This window comes from Rhizobium leguminosarum bv. trifolii WSM2297, from assembly GCF_000271845.1.
The window spans coordinates 1148149-1162529 of sequence record NZ_JH719393.1; the positions used below are offsets into that span (position 1 = coordinate 1148149).

The 14381-nt window shown below is 58.1% G+C and carries 20 protein-coding genes and 1 pseudogene; 9 read left to right on the forward strand and 12 right to left on the reverse strand.

Annotation, left to right across the window (positions count from 1 at the left end):
- Window positions 1–198 precede the first annotated feature (198 nt).
- From RLEG4DRAFT_RS09105 to RLEG4DRAFT_RS40760, 6 genes are all read right to left on the reverse strand, one after another.
- Entirely contained in the window at window positions 199–1479 is a 1281-nt protein-coding gene (locus tag RLEG4DRAFT_RS09105) for an NRAMP family divalent metal transporter (protein ID WP_037093390.1), read from the reverse strand.
- Between the two features lie 258 nt (window positions 1480–1737).
- On the reverse strand, window positions 1738–2094 hold the full coding sequence (locus RLEG4DRAFT_RS09110; RefSeq protein WP_003577139.1) for a VOC family protein: 357 nt from the start codon (window positions 2092–2094) through the stop codon (window positions 1738–1740).
- Between the two features lie 119 nt (window positions 2095–2213).
- Window positions 2214–3095, reverse strand: coding sequence for an NmrA family NAD(P)-binding protein (locus RLEG4DRAFT_RS09115; protein WP_003577141.1), 882 nt, complete (start codon window positions 3093–3095; stop codon window positions 2214–2216).
- Window positions 3092–3424, reverse strand: coding sequence for a YciI family protein (locus tag RLEG4DRAFT_RS09120; RefSeq protein WP_003577143.1), 333 nt, complete (start codon window positions 3422–3424; stop codon window positions 3092–3094). Before RLEG4DRAFT_RS09120 ends, RLEG4DRAFT_RS09115 begins: the two co-directional genes overlap by 4 nt.
- A gap of 265 nt (window positions 3425–3689) precedes the next feature.
- Window positions 3690–3866 (reverse strand): VOC family protein, encoded by a 177-nt coding sequence (locus RLEG4DRAFT_RS41120; RefSeq protein ID WP_003577146.1) that lies wholly within the window; start codon window positions 3864–3866, stop codon window positions 3690–3692.
- Window positions 3863–4246 (reverse strand): hypothetical protein, encoded by a 384-nt coding sequence (locus RLEG4DRAFT_RS40760; protein ID WP_171898193.1) that lies wholly within the window; start codon window positions 4244–4246, stop codon window positions 3863–3865. Before RLEG4DRAFT_RS40760 ends, RLEG4DRAFT_RS41120 begins: the two co-directional genes overlap by 4 nt.
- 430 nt (window positions 4247–4676) lie before the next feature.
- Between RLEG4DRAFT_RS40760 and RLEG4DRAFT_RS09130 the strand changes: the two genes are divergently transcribed.
- From RLEG4DRAFT_RS09130 to RLEG4DRAFT_RS48465, 3 genes are all read left to right on the forward strand, one after another.
- Window positions 4677–5501, forward strand: coding sequence for a DUF2066 domain-containing protein (locus tag RLEG4DRAFT_RS09130; protein WP_003577147.1), 825 nt, complete (start codon window positions 4677–4679; stop codon window positions 5499–5501).
- Between the two features lie 370 nt (window positions 5502–5871).
- Window positions 5872–6165 (forward strand): MFS transporter, encoded by a 294-nt coding sequence (locus tag RLEG4DRAFT_RS42500; RefSeq protein WP_037093393.1) that lies wholly within the window; start codon window positions 5872–5874, stop codon window positions 6163–6165.
- 26 nt (window positions 6166–6191) lie between these two features.
- Entirely contained in the window at window positions 6192–6452 is a 261-nt protein-coding gene (locus RLEG4DRAFT_RS48465) for a hypothetical protein (RefSeq protein ID WP_280803679.1), read from the forward strand.
- Here RLEG4DRAFT_RS48465 and RLEG4DRAFT_RS09145 read toward each other — a convergent pair whose 3' ends face one another.
- Window positions 6453–7061, reverse strand: a complete 609-nt coding sequence (locus RLEG4DRAFT_RS09145) for a J domain-containing protein (RefSeq protein ID WP_003577149.1) — start codon at window positions 7059–7061, stop codon at window positions 6453–6455.
- Between the two features lie 113 nt (window positions 7062–7174).
- Here RLEG4DRAFT_RS09145 and RLEG4DRAFT_RS42510 point away from each other — a divergent pair.
- Window positions 7175–7264 (forward strand): annotated as a pseudogene (locus RLEG4DRAFT_RS42510) (nucleotidyl transferase AbiEii/AbiGii toxin family protein); the annotation flags it as partial.
- Window positions 7265–7353: 89 nt separating this feature from the next.
- Here RLEG4DRAFT_RS42510 and RLEG4DRAFT_RS59915 read toward each other — a convergent pair.
- From RLEG4DRAFT_RS59915 to RLEG4DRAFT_RS09165, 4 genes are all read right to left on the reverse strand, one after another.
- Window positions 7354–7776, reverse strand: coding sequence for a hypothetical protein (locus RLEG4DRAFT_RS59915; RefSeq protein WP_245277955.1), 423 nt, complete (start codon window positions 7774–7776; stop codon window positions 7354–7356).
- A 505-nt stretch (window positions 7777–8281) separates the two neighbouring features.
- Window positions 8282–8638 (reverse strand): type II toxin-antitoxin system HicB family antitoxin, encoded by a 357-nt coding sequence (locus RLEG4DRAFT_RS09155; protein ID WP_003577151.1) that lies wholly within the window; start codon window positions 8636–8638, stop codon window positions 8282–8284.
- Window positions 8635–8889: a type II toxin-antitoxin system HicA family toxin gene (locus RLEG4DRAFT_RS09160; RefSeq protein ID WP_003572077.1), complete on the reverse strand. Its 255-nt coding sequence runs from the start codon at window positions 8887–8889 to the stop codon at window positions 8635–8637. The genes RLEG4DRAFT_RS09155 and RLEG4DRAFT_RS09160 overlap by 4 nt, the downstream gene beginning before the upstream one ends.
- Window positions 8890–9040: 151 nt before the next feature.
- On the reverse strand, window positions 9041–9961 hold the full coding sequence (locus RLEG4DRAFT_RS09165) for a LysR family transcriptional regulator (protein ID WP_003577154.1): 921 nt from the start codon (window positions 9959–9961) through the stop codon (window positions 9041–9043).
- A 99-nt stretch (window positions 9962–10060) separates the two neighbouring features.
- On the opposite strand from RLEG4DRAFT_RS09165, the gene RLEG4DRAFT_RS09170 reads away from it, so the two are divergent.
- Window positions 10061–10852, forward strand: a complete 792-nt coding sequence (locus RLEG4DRAFT_RS09170) for an alpha/beta fold hydrolase (protein ID WP_003577156.1) — start codon at window positions 10061–10063, stop codon at window positions 10850–10852.
- Window positions 10853–11329: 477 nt separating this feature from the next.
- Here RLEG4DRAFT_RS09170 and RLEG4DRAFT_RS42525 read toward each other — a convergent pair whose 3' ends face one another.
- Complete coding sequence (locus RLEG4DRAFT_RS42525; protein WP_245277946.1) at window positions 11330–11590, reverse strand: AAA family ATPase; 261 nt, start codon at window positions 11588–11590, stop codon at window positions 11330–11332.
- 110 nt (window positions 11591–11700) lie between these two features.
- Here RLEG4DRAFT_RS42525 and tnpA point away from each other — a divergent pair, with 110 nt between their 5' ends.
- From tnpA to RLEG4DRAFT_RS54155, 4 genes are all read left to right on the forward strand, one after another.
- Window positions 11701–12075 carry an IS66-like element accessory protein TnpA gene (tnpA, locus tag RLEG4DRAFT_RS09180; protein WP_003577157.1) on the forward strand — a complete coding sequence of 125 codons (375 nt, stop codon included), beginning with the start codon at window positions 11701–11703 and terminating at the stop codon, window positions 12073–12075.
- Window positions 12072–12419, forward strand: a complete 348-nt coding sequence (gene tnpB, locus RLEG4DRAFT_RS09185) for an IS66 family insertion sequence element accessory protein TnpB (protein WP_003577159.1) — start codon at window positions 12072–12074, stop codon at window positions 12417–12419. The genes tnpA and tnpB overlap by 4 nt, the downstream gene beginning before the upstream one ends.
- A gap of 72 nt (window positions 12420–12491) precedes the next feature.
- A complete protein-coding gene (tnpC, locus tag RLEG4DRAFT_RS09190; RefSeq protein WP_037093500.1) occupies window positions 12492–14057 on the forward strand; it encodes an IS66 family transposase in 1566 nt (521 codons plus the stop codon).
- Window positions 14057–14362, forward strand: a complete 306-nt coding sequence (locus RLEG4DRAFT_RS54155) for a hypothetical protein (protein WP_003574546.1) — start codon at window positions 14057–14059, stop codon at window positions 14360–14362. The genes tnpC and RLEG4DRAFT_RS54155 overlap by 1 nt, the downstream gene beginning before the upstream one ends.
- Window positions 14363–14381: the final 19 nt, after the last annotated feature.

Sequence of the window (14381 nt, forward strand, 5' to 3'; positions counted from 1 at the left end):
CGGAGATGATGGACGAGGTCGCGCGGAACGCTGTCTTGGAAGTCTCAGGCATTACGAGGGTGAGTGCGCTCGACTGCATGTCCAGTGACTCCTGACCAGGGGCGCGCGACGCGCGGGAATCACGCGGGCGGGACAGCGGGATGATGATTTGCGCGGCCTCAGGATCGACGATTGCCTAGGGACCGGTCTGAACCGTGATCAAAGGAGGAGCATGCCGATGGTGCTCAGGCCCATCACTAGCGCCGTGAAACCGCTGATATAGACCATCCAACGCGGGGCTTTGAGTTCTCCCATGATGGCCGGGTTCCTCGCCATCATGACCATCACGACGATGATTGGGGTCGCGAGCACACCGTTGACGACCGCGCTCCAAAACAAGGCCCTGACGGGATCGAGACCCAACATGGTGACCGCGACGCTTCCGAGCGTGGCGACGACGATTGTCGCATAGAAGGCCTTTGCCTCTTTGGGCTTCTTGTCGAGACCTTCCGACCAACCAAAGCACTCCGCAACTGCGTAGGCGGCAGAACCAGCAAGGACCGGAACGGCAAGGAGCCCGGTGCCGATTATTCCCGCCGCAAAGACCGCGAAGGCGAACTCACCGGCGACGGGCTTGAGGGCTTCCGCGGCTTGGGCTGAGGTCTCGATCTGGTCGACGCCATTGGCATGCAAGGTTGCTGCGGCCGCGACGATGATACAGATTGCCACAAAATTGGAGAAGCCCATGCCGACGAGCGTGTCCATGCGGATGCGGCCGAGTTCTGGTTCGGCCATCTCCGGAATTCGCCGCAGGCGCGCGAGCTTGCGGCGTCGGAGTTCTTCGACTTCTTCCCCGGCCTGCCAGAAGAACAGATAAGGACTGATCGTGGTACCAAGGACAGCCACGAAGGCGGTGAAGTGATCTCCGGTTAACTGGAATGTCGGCATGACGATGCCGCTCAGCGCTTGACCCCATGGCACGCCGACCACCAGAACAACAGCGACATAAGTGAAGAGCGACAATGTCAGCCACTTCAGGACAGAGACATAGGCGGAATAGGGGACGAAGACCTGAGCGGTCGCGCAAAGGATTCCGAACAGAAGGGCATACACGATCTCCGGCCCGCCAACGAACAATCTCACCGCGGCTCCCATCGCGGCGAGATCGGCTCCGATGTTGACGAAATTTGCAATGAAGAGCAAGGCCATGGCGACGTATGCGAAGTACGGATGGTAGTGGAGCTTCAGGTTTTTGGCTAGGCCTTTGCCCGACACCGCTCCGATGCCTGCACTCAATCCCTGGACCGCCGCCATGAGCGGGTAGCTGAAGAGCATGGTCCAGCCAAGAGTGTACCCAAACTGGGCACCCACTTGGCTGTAGGTGGCAATGCCACTCGGATCGTCGTCCGCCGCACCCGTCACCAGACCGGGACCGAGAACCTTTAGAAGGCTGCGGCCAGCCTGCTGCGAAGATTTGAAACGAGATGAGGAAGCATCCATTGCCGTGCGCACTGTTTCGAGTGAAACAAGAATGCGCGAGATCCCCCCGAGTTCCGAGCACCCGGCACCGCAGTCGCCATCGCACACATCATCGCCGGCTCATTTTTGTTACCGGTAGGATAGGAGAACGGCAGCCGGAGAGGCCAGGCTTTGAGTCGAGCTTCGCGGCTTGCCGAAGGCCTCCGTGGATACGCAGACGCCGGCCAACTGTAGCGTCGCGCTGGCGGGCGGTTGCGACATGGCTCGCGCTTCGCCGGGTCATGTACTGAAGGGCCTTGAGGGAGGCTCTGCAAGAGTGATGCGATTTCCGTCAGGGTCTGTTAACTGGGCGATCCTTCCGTAGTCTCCCTCCAATTCACCTGTGAGCTTCACGCCAATTTCGGCGAGCGATTTGCGGGCATTCTCCATTTTCGGGACGACAATGGTTAGTCTGCCGGAGCCAGCATTCTCCTTGTCGTGAAAGATTTGAATATTCCCGCCTGCGACGTTACGCCATTGGATCAACCCATCCATCGGACGATCATCAGGGTTTCGGTCGAAAATTTGGGTATAGAATTTTTCGGCACTATCCATGTTCGCTGTCGCGAGTGCGGCATAGATTCCTTGGATTTGCATTTACATTGCTCCCTTCCAAATCGGGCCATCTGTAATGAGAAAAGGCACGGTTCCGTTCCAACGTTTGCGATGACGGCGGCGGATTGCGACTTCTGGCGCAAAGCTCCCTTGGATACCCGCTATCGCGCCGACGTTCTCTCCTTCACCAATTCTGAGATGTATTCCTGCAAGCTTTTCGTTCCGCGGATTGGGTCGTCAGGCATGTCAAAGCCCTCCAGTGATACCTCCGTCATCCGCGCGTAGGCTTGGGCCGCAGGTTCTGAAAAGCCCACCCGCCTGAAGCTCGATACCCACTCGCTCCGCTCGATCGTCCGGACGGTGACGGCATGATCGAGCATTTTGGCGAAAGCAGCCGCGACATCGTCAAACGTGTAGGCTTCAGGGCCCTCGACATACTTGACCCCGACGTCGTCGAGCGGACCGGTCAGCCGTCTTGCTGCGGCCAAACCGAGGTCGACCGGAGCCACCATCGGGATCTTCAGCTGCGCCGGGAACATCGTCGCGATCGAGCCATGCCGGGCCTCGTCGAGGAGCGTGTCGAGGTTGGTGTAGTAATATGCGCCGCGGTTGATGGCCATCGGGATCGCGGCAGCGCCGACGGCTCTCTCGAAACTCCACAGAACGGAGAGATCGCCGATCGCGTCGCCGGGCTGTGCGCCATAGGTGGACTCCACCACGACTTTCTCCAGGCCCGCACCGCCGACGGCCTCGGCGATGCTGGTGGCCGTCCGGGTTTCCTCGGCGTTTGGGTCAGTAGTAACGGGAGCCGGAGGATTCAGCAGGAACGCTCGACGGCCACGACGCAGCGTGGCGCGCAAAGCCTGCGTGTCGCCAAGATCGACGACGGCGATATCAGCTCCCGCGGACTTAAGATCCACGGCCTTCGCCTCGTCGTGTACGACCGCGACAATCTGGTGCCCGTCTCGAAGAAGTGTCCGAGCGACCACCGATCCGATATGGCCGGTTGCGCCAAGAACGACGAACGCATCCGCCCTCGTCATTTGGCTTGCTCCAGTGGCCAGATGTCAACGACACCCTGTGCGACCGCGCATGGCGTCTTCGAAACCATCTCGATAGCTTCTTCCAGGCTTTCAGCTTCTATCAGTGCGAAACCAGCCAACGGCAATGCGGCCGTCAGGAACGAACCCTTGGAAGCCTCCACCCCCGCGCGGTCGTGGTTTCGGACCTGGACCGGCGATCCGGCTATGGCCATGATCGCACCTCGATCCCGCAGCTGCTGGTCATAAGCGTGCGCGGCATCGCGGACCGCTGGAGTGGTGCGATCATATCCGATCTGATCGCCATAACCGATCGTGAGATATTTCGGCATTACAAATTCCTTTCTTCCGCGCTCGCGGTCTCGGTTTTGTTCGGCGGGAACGCCGAGCGCCTTGAGCACGGCAGCCGACTTGGTGAACTGGACGTCGCGGTACTCGACGATTTCGACATGGTTTCCCCATGGGTCGAGAAAGTTGAACGGCCGGCCTTTCGGGACCGTCGCGCCAGCCGCAGTGGCAAGGTCCTGACCATCGATCTTTCGTTCACAACGAGGCAGAAGTGACGATTGGTGTCGCGCTCTTGCGTTCTGCCGCGGCTCAATGCGAGGAATTGGTCCCCATGTCCACGAAAGCCATCTGCAGGACGCCGCTATTATCGCGGTGGCTTCCGCGCAGCTCAAAATCGATGACCTTGCCATAGAATTCGAGCACCGCGTCAACATCATCGACCTCGAGCGCGACTTGTTCCAAGCTCACGAGCTTGGGTTTGGTCATGCTATCTCCCGGATCTCTTGTTGCCTTGGGTGTAACGCGCTAGGACGGACAGGGTTCAGAAGGGTCTTCGGAATGCCGGATTTCTGCATCTGCGAACCTGCGACCGGCTCCAGCACGTGGAGTACGAGGTTGCTGACCAGACCGTGAGCAGCGTTGGCCGCATTGCGTTTGTACCAGATGAGAAATACACCGGCCCCGTTCGGCGCGCATGCGCTTAAGGAAGGATTGTGATCCAATCTCGGTTCGCCCCGGCTCGGCGGGTTGCCCGGAGCGTCTTGCATCGCAGAACTTCGAAAATTTCTGCTGGACCTTGTCGGTTCCAGAAGGGTTAGATCGACCACGTTCGTCAGCACCGGGAGGATCTCATGCCCATCTTTCATGCCAAGTGTCCCTGCGGCGCGCTCTCTGGAGGTCGATGGCGACCCTTTGCACAACCACATCTGCACGCGCCTTCAGCGCGCAATCCGGCAGCGCGCCGGCACACGATTTTTGATTCCACTGGGAGCTGACCCGGCTTTTCCACCGAGAACCTGACCCGGGATGGCGGGAAAATATCACTGATGTTGATTATATCTCTACACGGAGACCGGTGAAGCTGGGCAACCAACCTGTGGGCGAATACAATTTCGCGAACGTCGTTTTCTCTTTTGCTTAAAGGTGCCAACAGCCTTCGGCCAGAAATTCAAGGCCGGGATGGATGCCAGCGGGTTCGCTAGAGGGCGCCTCAGGACGGCTCAATATGAGCCTTGAAACATCGATGGCAACAGATTTGGCTTGGCCCCTGTGAAACGCACGAGGAGAGCGGTATCATTGGTCGTCTTCAGTTTGATCCATAGAGACCAGATGATAAGATCAAGGAAAGCCTTCATTTGTCTCATGCTGGTTCTAGCCTCGGGCGTGCCTGCGGGCGCAGGATCACTTGATGAGCTTTACACGTCCCAAACGATCGTGACGGGTACTGGCGAGAAGAACCGGGAGACGGGCTTTCGCGATTGTCTGGAACGGGTTCTCCTGCGTGTTTCAGGAGATCAGCGCCTGGTTGAACGACCAGAGATGAGCGATCTGAAGGCGAGGGGCAGCACATTCGTTCGCGAATATACTTATAGAGATCGGCTGGCTGGCAAGCCTTTTCACGACGCGCAGGGTATGGATGACCGCCCTCATGACCTGACATGCTATTATGATCAGCCGGTAGTCGACGGGCTTCTGGACGGCCTCGGCAGCCGCCCCTGGCGGGACAAGCGACCTGTGACTGCAGTGTTCCTGGAGGTAAAGCGGTATCAACAAGAATTTCGTGTGAATGCCAGTAACGCACGGGATGCGGCCATGCGCGAGGCCTTCGCGCAAGCCGCAACTTCCATGGCGATGACAATCATTTTTCCGGCGCCGAAAGACTCGGATAGGGCAGAAGAGACACCCGACGTGACGAGGGCGGCCGTCGAGATGGGGGCGGATGTTGCCCTTACGGGCTCGCTTGTGTGGAGCGACTCGGATTTCGGCTGGGTGGCAACCTGGCATCTGGCGCAGGGACAGGAAAGCCGACATTGGCAAGTGAGGGGCGTAAACTTCGACGAAGCGTTCCGCGTCGGTGTACGGGGCGTAGCTCAGATCCTGTCGGGCAATGGACAGCCTTGAGCTCTTCGCCCCGTGGGACGGCGAAATTCCGTCCGGTATTAATCCAAATTTCCAATTCACGGGGAGACAAGCATGGAACACCGGGGTCGGAAGGGTGTAATTCTGTCCCGGGGCCGTTCCCGGTGAAATTTTGCTAACTGCGCTGCGCACGTCCATTCACAGGGTCGGATCCTCAAGCGAACTGCTTTGATTTCCCCTACTCCGGCAAGGGCCACATGACTGCTGATTTCGAGAACACGTCCGATCCCACTCATTGATCCCATCCAAACGATCGCTCCCATCGTAACAGGATGGTGATCGGCCTACTTCTGATCTCGGCCTTCGTAATGATTCTGAACGACACGATCATGGTGTCGCTCTGCCGCGGCTGATGAGGGATCTCCAGATATCCGCGAGCCTAGCGCAGTGGCTATCAACGGCTTTCATGCTGACTATGGCAGTCGTCATCACCGTGACCGGTTACCTGCTGCAGCGTCTGAATACGCGGCCGGTCTTCATGCTCGCCATGGCTCTGTTCTCGCTTGCTACTCTTATTTCGGCACTGATTTCCGAGGCAAGGGACGAGCTTCTGTTTGAGGGACTGGGACTTCGCGTTCGGAACTGGCGCCATACTTCCGTCATGAGGCGGTCGAAATTGCCACGGAGATCTCTGACGACGGGCTGACCTACACGTTCCATCTCGTGGACAGTGTGAAGTTCCATGATGGCACGCTATTCAATGCGACAGCCGTCATAAAGTCGTTCGAACGCCGCCGCGATCACGGGCCGATTCTGAGCTACTTCCTGGCCAACGTTGAGATGAGGACGCCTAACGATCGGTTGTGCTCACTTTGGGCCATCCTCAGTCTTCGTTCCTCGATGTCCTTTCATGGTGTGCTAAGGCGCCCCCAAATCGGAGACGAAGACCAGCCCAGCCAGCGCGCATCAAAGCGTCCAGTGCATCGCACCTAGCTAGCAGAAGCCGTTGAGCTTCAGGATTTTATGGGCGTCAAGCGTCGCCCGAAGAGCCTCCTCGGCCGTGCGGTCACCATCGTTTGCGTCGGGATGGTGCATCTTGAGTCTCTGCTTGTAGCGGCTTCTGATTTCGTCCGGCGTAGAGTTCGGCGAAAGACCAAGCGTTTCGAATGCTTTTGCTTCCAGCACTTTAAGTTTGCGGGATTGAAAGGTCGCTTTGGCTGCTTGGCTTTGTGCTGCGCTTTTTCGCGCGTTGATCGTCTTCGCACTCCCGGAGCGAATTGAGGAGGGGAGGGGAGTTTCAGAAGTGTGATCGACTCTGACGCCCCAGCTGGGGCGGCTGCCACTTGCCGCTTCCCTTTGATACCGGGCCGTGACAGGGGCCGACAATTTCGTCACATAATTGTAGCCTTCACTGTACTCTTTTGCATGATTGCGACAAAAGAGCAGGTATAGCCCCTCGGCATCCGCTCCCACTGGGGCGCGATGGACGCCTTGTTTGGCGCATCCATCCCATTGGCATCTCGGGCCGCTCGTGTCTTGATGTTCGGCCGGTTTGTTTCGCGTCGGTCTCAGGCCGACAAAGATCTTTGAATCAGACGTCATCGTGCCTTATATCGCCGTGCCGCTGGTCACGACAAGATCGTTCGTGGCAGACGCGGATTCCGTGTCATTCGAACTGGCCCCGCGACCGCCCGCAGACAGCGGCGGGGTTCTAGGAGAAGGCGCCGGCTATCCACATCTTTTGTCTTCACGAGCGGCTGCGTGGCGATCACTTCGCGCGAGACTGGCATTATATCGCGCGCCTAACCTGCGATCTTCTGCCAAACGGAGACATGTCGATCGCTGACCTTTGTGAACGGCTCCTTTTTCCACCCGTCCCATCGGTTTTTGAATTTTAGGCCGGCCAGGCGCCATAAGATCGAATTCCGCTGGATGCAAATCGAAACGGGACCAAGAATTGCCTATAGCTTCCGTCCCGGAACCAAGCGTGATGGGACGAGAAGTTTTGGGTCACCACGTCGTACTCGTCGATGCCCCAATGCGTCTCGCTTCGGTCGAACGCCAGGATCGTCTCGCCGAGCGGAAGCCGCTGAAGCGGCGGCACGCCAACCTCGATCAGGAAGTGCCCGCCAGGTTCCAGATGCGCGGCCGCGTTCAGAAAGCAAGCGACCTGGGCTTCCTGCGACGTGAGGTTGTTGATCGTGTTGAAAGCCAGATAAACCAGGGAAAAAGGCCCCTCTACACGGGTCGTGGCCATGTCACCCACCACCACGGGAATTTCCGCGCCGCCCTGTTTGGCGCGAAGGCGAGAAACCATCGCTCTCGAAAGTTCGAATGCCTTCTACCTCTATCCCTTTCCGCGCGAGAGGGAGGGCCAGGCCTGTACCGATCGCAAACTCCAGGACGCGCCCGCCTCCTGCGAACTCGACCAGGAGATTGACCGCGGGATCAACGACCTCCGGGGCCGAGATCCCACCAGCGTCGTCGTAGGTTGCCGCCACTTCCTCGTCAAAAAGCCCGTCTTCGTGCATCTAGATCACAACTGCCCCTCAATCTTATGACTTCCGTCCACCTCCGACGTATTCGAATCGCACCCCGTCTCAAACCGCGTGTTTTTCCATGCGACGCAGAAGGCCTTGCAATTCTGGCTCCTTGACGAGAGACGCAGCCTCAGTGGGTCGCATCCAGGCGAGTGTACGATTTTTACACTCCGGGAAACGCTTCTTGATATCGCGCGCTTCAGGCAGATGAACCTCAACAAAGGCGGGAACCCGCTGCCCATCGGCGAGCGACTTGATGTAGACAAAGTGACGAAAGATCCGCTACGCCGGCAGGCGCGCCTCGGCATAATGGTCGGCGGCTTCTTTTAGCACCTCTTCTGCCCACTGATTCAGACTCTTTCCCGAAAGCTCAGCAGCAAGAGCTGCTCGGCGATGGACTTCGGGAGCGACACGAAACATCATCTTCCCAGAATAGGGTCGCTGAGGCTCTTTGCCGATTTTCCTACAGGTCTCCAGGTAGTCATCGACTGCCTGATGGAAGGCTTTCTTGAGTTCAGCGACACTGTCACCGTGAAAGCCGATTACATCCGAGATACCTGCAATCCTGCCGAAAAACACATCGTCCTCAGCGTCGAATTCGATGCGAGCGTGATATCCGTTGTAGGTCATGATGTTCATGGCGTTACTCCAATCTGCATCAGGAACTCGCGAGCATCGCGCACCTGATAGCGCTTTGCTTCCTTGTCCGGATGTGGTCTATGGAAGCTCGCAATGATCCCGTCTTTTTCAAACTTGACGCGGGAACCGTTCCCCTCAATGAGGTCGGCTCCGGCAGCCACAAGCAGATTCTCTATTGCGGCCCATTCAATGGTTCCCGAGACCGGATCCTTGAAGACCGCCGCGAGAGTCTTTCTCTGCTTGCTGTTCATGCTAGCAAATATAAAGACGCTTGCTGATTATGCAAGCACAAACTCAACAACCTCTTGAATTCATCCCAAAGGTCGAACGGGGCGTGGGGGGGCAATAATCACGGGTCGGCAGTTCGTATCCCTTCAACTGCAAAGATCGTGTATCGCGGGGTCAGTTTGCCGCGGGCTGCAACGCGCGGCGCAATGCCGTCGCTTCCTGCTGGATATGATCCCATAAACGGTCCGCGATCGGCCCATGCGGGCGGTCGCGGCGGCGCGCCACCACCAGATCGTCGGTGCGGCCCGGCATATGGCTACCGGCAATCGATCGGAGGCGTCCATCGCCCAGCTCGTCCTCAATCAGGAAGCGTGGCAGGTGGCCCCAGCCCAGACCTTGCAGGATAATCTCCTTCTTCATGCCCTGGTCGGCCACTAGGCATTGCGGCGCGCCTTCGATCATGAAGTAGTCCCGTTGCGGTGAATGCCGGGCGGTGTCGCGCATCACGCATTGAGTGAGCGCCTGCATCTGGTCGAGAGTGATCGGCTGCTTGATGTCATCCGTCAGAAAGCCCGGCGCCACCACGGGAATGAATGGCACCTTGCAAAGATCGATCCATTCCACTCGCGCGTCGCCCTTGTCGATCCAGTGCAAGATCAAATCGGCCTCGTCATCGAAGAGGCGCTCCCACGGCCCCCCGACGGCTTCGAAATGCAGATGCAGGCGCGTGCTGGGACATTGGGCGAAGAACCGTCCGAGCATGCCCAGTACCTGTGCTCGCGGGCAGAGGTCGCCGATCACGACGTGGATTTCGCTTTCCTCGCCCATTGAGAGCTGCGCAGCATGGACCCGCAGGGCTTCCAATTCGCGCAGCAACGACTGAGCCCGGCGGTGGAACGACAGCCCTGCCTCGGTCGGGCGAACTCGATAGCCGCTCCGATCGAGGAGAACGAGGTCGAGTTGTCGCTCAAGCTTGGCGACGGCGGCGAACACCGCTGGGTGGGAGCGGTGCAGCAGGGCGGCCGCCGGCTGAAAGCCGCCGGTGCGGACGACCGCATCGAAACACTGCAAGTCGTGCAAGGTGAATTCAGCCATGTCAGTCCTGATTACAGAGATTGTCCTATCTTTGTAATATCAACAAACGTCAGGCGCCGCTACGGTTGGTTCATTCAACGTTCCAGAGGGATCATCATCATGAGTGAATTGAATTTCGTGACTGTCGGCGACGGAACCCGGATCGCCTACCGCTTCGACGGCGACGCCGCAAAGCCGGTGCTGCTGCTGTCCAACTCGATCGCCACCACGCTGCACATGTGGGACGGGCAGGTCGACGAATTGTCGAAGTATTTCCGCGTTCTGCGGTACGATTTTCGCGGCCATGGTGGATCGAGCGTGCCGGCCGGCGCCTATTCGCTGGACCGGCTTGGCCGCGACGTCATCGAGTTACTTGATGCGCTTCATCTGCAACGCGTGCACTTCCTCGGCCTGTCGCTCGGTGGCTTCGTCGGCCAGTGGCTCGGAATCTACGCGCCCGAGCGCATCGACCGGCTGATCCTGAGCAACACGTCGTCACACCTCTCACCCGCAAGCTATTTCGACGAGCGCATTGCCGCCGTGCGTCAAGCACCGGACATGTCGGAGACCGCCGAGATATTCCTCAACAATTGGTTCCCGTCGGGTATGTTGGCGGCCCACGATCCAGCTATCGAGGAATTCCGAGCCATGCTGATGACAATCGACCGGCAGGGCCTGGCGGCTCTGTTTGCGGCGGTTCGCGATGCGGACCTTCGCCGCACCGTGGCTCTAATCAACCGGCCGACACTCGTGATTGCCGGCGAGCACGATACCGTGACGGCGCTCAGCCATAGCGAGTTGATCACCGCGACAGTGCCCGGCGCGAAGCTGATCGTTTTGCCTGCGGTTCACCTGTCGAACGTTGAATATCCATCAGAGTTCATGGAGGCGGTACAGGATTTCCTAGGTTGATGGATACGATCGCGTGGGGGCCGACATCGGCAGCCACGCCGCCACTTTTTATATCTGAACCCACCGATTTGATCGAAGGCCCACTCGATGAGGTGCTTCACGACACGTACTTATCGAAATGTGTGTGCGCATCAGGGCTTACCGGGGGACGGTTGGATCGCCGGGTTCGTGGTGTTAGATTGGATTCTGAGAGCTCAAAGTGCGAGGCTTTCATCAAATATGGCACCCGGTTTCATCTCCTATTCTAAGGATCGTGCTGTCGCAGCAATATTCCCGGTGGACTATTCTACCCTCCACTCATTCTCATGATGTGGTGGTTCAAAACCCTGGATGTAGCGATGCAGCAGCTCGTCAGTAATCGGAAAGGCCGCGTTAGCGTCGCGTCGTAAGGCGCGGTGATCCAATCGCTCCCGCAAAAACCTCGGGCAGAATGTTCATGAACACCAGTTGTTGTCGATAATCGTTGCTTGCACAAGATCACGGTAATCGTGCTTTGGCACTCCAAAAACTGAAATCGATGACAACCTTGGTTCCCCGCCGGAGCATCTCTATGAGTTGCTTGCGGAGGCGTTCCTCTGCCGCGTCTCGCAACTCGCCATATTCATGCTCTGCGTAATCCAGGCCGAAGCGGCCATTGGCGCGCCAGATTTCCTCATCTATCGATAGGCGTTCACACCCCATCTTCTCAAGTTCCTGGGCGAATGTGGTCTTTCCTGAACCTGAAATGCCGCACATCATGAAGACTACTCTTTCATGATCGTGAGCGTCCGGTGATCGGATTTTGGTTAGGTGCGGGATTGGCGCAAGTTACGACACAGATGATTCATTTGTGACGTAACAGGGTATGAATGGCCAAGGTTGAGATTCTGACGGGTGCCGAGCGACAACGTCGCTGGTCGACGGAACTGAAGCTTTCGATATTGCAAGAAGCGTTCAGCGCGGATGGCACCGTTTCGGATGTCGCGCGCCGGCACGACGTTCTTCCGCAGCAGATTTACGCCTGGCGAAAGAAGCTCTTGCCAGCCGAATCTCCCCAGACGTTCATCCCGGTATCGCTTATCGGAGCGTCGGAGAGCGTGGGTGACGGTTCCAAGAGGAGCAGTGCTCGGTCGAGATGCAAAGACGTTGAGATCGTCCTGAGGAATGGCCGCTTACTGAGAATTGCAGCGGACATGGATCTCGAAGTGCTATCGTCACTGGTCGCTTGTGTGGAGGCGGCATGATCGGGCCTTCGGGGAATGTGCGGGTTTATCTGGCTTGCGGGGTGACCGACATGCGGCGTGGCATTGATGGACTGTCGGCGCTTGTCGAGACGGCTATCAAGGAAGCGCCGGGCTCCGGCGCAATCTTCGGCTTCCGCGGAAAACGCGCTGATCGGATCAAACTTTTATGGTGGGATGGCCAAGGGTTTTGCCTGTTTTACAAAATTTTGGAACGCGGATACTTTCCCTGGCCGACGGCGAAAGATGGGGTTGCGCATCTGACGCAAGCTCAGTTGTCGATGCTTGTTGAGGGGATCGATTGGCGCCGACCTGCGTGGACTTCTGCTCCCGGACGAACGGGTTAAAAGCTATATTTTGCAAGGACATCCGGGGCAAAATGCTGGCACTTCCGGCGCAAATCGGCTATGTATGCGGGTATGGAAACAACGCCGCTGAACAGTCAGGACGAGCTAGCTGTTTTGCGTGCACTCGTCGCGGAACAGGCGGCGAAACTTGAGAGCCAGGAAGCCGAAGTCATCAAGCGCGACTCCATTATCGGGCTTCTGCGCGCGCAACTGGAACTGCTCCGCCATCGGCAGCATGGCGCTTCTTCGGAAAAGATCGACCGGAAGATCGAGCAATTCGAACTGATGCTGGAGGAGATCGAGGCCTCTCGTGCCGAGGCTGAGATGCGCTCCGGGAAAGCTCCTTTGCCGGAGTTGAACGACACCCCGGACAAGCCGAAGCGCAAACCGTTGCCCGATGGTCTTCCCACCGAAGAGCTGGTCTATGCCGCGCCCTGCAATTGTCCGACGTGCGGAGGCACATCATTCCTGAAGGCAGCAGACAAGGTGGTCCAGGTGATGGAGCACGTGCCGGCGTCCATCAAGATTGTCCGTCATGTCGAAAAGCGCATGATTTGCAGGGAGTGCGACACGACGGTAGCGGGTGAGATGCCGACCCTGCCCATCGAACGCGGCAAGCCCGGACCGGGATTGCTCGCCCATATCATGGTCGCCAAATTCGACGATCATATCCCTCTCTACCGCCTATCCGAGATGTACGACCGGCTGGGGATAGACATCTCTCGCTCTGTCATGGCGGACTGGGTTGGCCGCGTGTCGTTTTTGCTTGCGCCGCTCGTCTTGGCTATCAGGGCGCACATCGCCGCGCTTGACCGAATACATACAGACGATACCCCGGTCGATGTTCTCGACCCTGGGCGAGGAAAGACAAAAACTGGCAGGGTTTGGGTCTATGTCTTCGATGGCAGCGGTTATCAAGATCCCACTCCCGGAGCAATCGCCTATTACTATAGCCCCGACCGAAAGGGCGTGCATCCGGCTGACCATCTCGCAAACTTCAGCGGCGTGATGCATGCTGATGGCTATGGAGGTTACAAGAAGCTCTACGGCAACCAGATCGTCGAGGCCGCCTGCATGGCGCATGTGCGCCGCAAGTTCCACGATGTGATCAAGCTGAAGCCATCTCCGATCGCCGACGAGGCACTGTCGCGCATCGGTGCGCTCTACGATATCGAGGATCGCATCCGCGGCATGCCTGCCGACGAGCGACGCAAACTGCGCCAACAACATGCCAAGCCCATACTGGGAGAGCTGAAGGTCTGGATCGAGGCTACGCTTTCGACGCTGCCACAGAAGCAGAAGCTGGCGGAAGCGATGCGATATGCCCTCTCGCGGTGGGCAGCGTTGAGCGTTTACATCGACGATGGCCGTGTTGAGGTCGACAACAATATAGCCGAGCGCGCCATGAGACCGCTTGGAATCGGAAGAAAAAACTGGCTCTTCGCCGGGTCAGACAAGGGCGGTGAGCGCATCGCCAACATCCTGACCATCATCGAGACTGCCAAGCTCCATGGTCACAATCCGGAGGTCTATCTGACAGACGTCCTGACCCGGATCCAGAGCTATCCCAAGGATCGGCTCCAGGAATTGCTGCCGTGGCAGTGGGTGCCGGCGAAAGACCGATGCGAGGCTGCGTGATGGCACGCTCGAGGTTCATCTACACGCTCAAAGAAGTCGCCAGCATGATCGGCGAGAACCTTGAACTACTCGAGGAAGTCACCGCCAACTCGGACAATATCGCCGAGGGCGAATTGGTATATGTCCGCGATGGCAGTGAAGATGGCACAAAAGGCCTGACCGAAAATGGAATTGACGACCTTCGAGATCTCCTGGCCGACATAAGGACGTGGGATGGTGGAATCCGCCAGTTCCTCGTCGATGAACAATGCGATCCCGAGATGATCGAGCGCGTCATGGCAGATGAGCTAAGCCGCAAGTCCTAAACCGCGCCTCGTAGACGCA

Bases quoted from the DNA above. Each gene is read 5' to 3' on its own strand.
- tnpC (WP_037093500.1), top strand. From the start codon at position 12,492: ATGGAAACAACGCCGCTGAACAGTCAGGACGAGCTAGCTGTTTTGCGT.
- RLEG4DRAFT_RS09110 (WP_003577139.1), bottom strand. From the start codon at position 2,094: ATGCAAATCCAAGGAATCTATGCCGCACTCGCGACAGCGAACATGGAT.
- RLEG4DRAFT_RS40760 (WP_171898193.1), bottom strand. From the start codon at position 4,246: ATGAAAGATGGGCATGAGATCCTCCCGGTGCTGACGAACGTGGTCGAT.
- RLEG4DRAFT_RS59915 (WP_245277955.1), bottom strand. From the start codon at position 7,776: ATGGTTTCTCGCCTTCGCGCCAAACAGGGCGGCGCGGAAATTCCCGTG.
- RLEG4DRAFT_RS09115 (WP_003577141.1), bottom strand. From the start codon at position 3,095: ATGACGAGGGCGGATGCGTTCGTCGTTCTTGGCGCAACCGGCCATATC.
- tnpB (WP_003577159.1), top strand. From the start codon at position 12,072: ATGATCGGGCCTTCGGGGAATGTGCGGGTTTATCTGGCTTGCGGGGTG.
- RLEG4DRAFT_RS54155 (WP_003574546.1), top strand. From the start codon at position 14,057: ATGGCACGCTCGAGGTTCATCTACACGCTCAAAGAAGTCGCCAGCATG.
- RLEG4DRAFT_RS41120 (WP_003577146.1), bottom strand. From the start codon at position 3,866: ATGACCAAACCCAAGCTCGTGAGCTTGGAACAAGTCGCGCTCGAGGTC.
- tnpA (WP_003577157.1), top strand. From the start codon at position 11,701: ATGGCCAAGGTTGAGATTCTGACGGGTGCCGAGCGACAACGTCGCTGG.
- RLEG4DRAFT_RS09165 (WP_003577154.1), bottom strand. From the start codon at position 9,961: ATGGCTGAATTCACCTTGCACGACTTGCAGTGTTTCGATGCGGTCGTC.
- RLEG4DRAFT_RS09160 (WP_003572077.1), bottom strand. From the start codon at position 8,889: ATGAACAGCAAGCAGAGAAAGACTCTCGCGGCGGTCTTCAAGGATCCG.
- RLEG4DRAFT_RS42525 (WP_245277946.1), bottom strand. From the start codon at position 11,590: ATGATGTGCGGCATTTCAGGTTCAGGAAAGACCACATTCGCCCAGGAA.
- RLEG4DRAFT_RS42500 (WP_037093393.1), top strand. From the start codon at position 5,872: ATGAGGGATCTCCAGATATCCGCGAGCCTAGCGCAGTGGCTATCAACG.
- RLEG4DRAFT_RS09105 (WP_037093390.1), bottom strand. From the start codon at position 1,479: ATGGATGCTTCCTCATCTCGTTTCAAATCTTCGCAGCAGGCTGGCCGC.
- RLEG4DRAFT_RS09170 (WP_003577156.1), top strand. From the start codon at position 10,061: ATGAGTGAATTGAATTTCGTGACTGTCGGCGACGGAACCCGGATCGCC.
- RLEG4DRAFT_RS09145 (WP_003577149.1), bottom strand. From the start codon at position 7,061: ATGACGTCTGATTCAAAGATCTTTGTCGGCCTGAGACCGACGCGAAAC.
- RLEG4DRAFT_RS09155 (WP_003577151.1), bottom strand. From the start codon at position 8,638: ATGAACATCATGACCTACAACGGATATCACGCTCGCATCGAATTCGAC.
- RLEG4DRAFT_RS09120 (WP_003577143.1), bottom strand. From the start codon at position 3,424: ATGCCGAAATATCTCACGATCGGTTATGGCGATCAGATCGGATATGAT.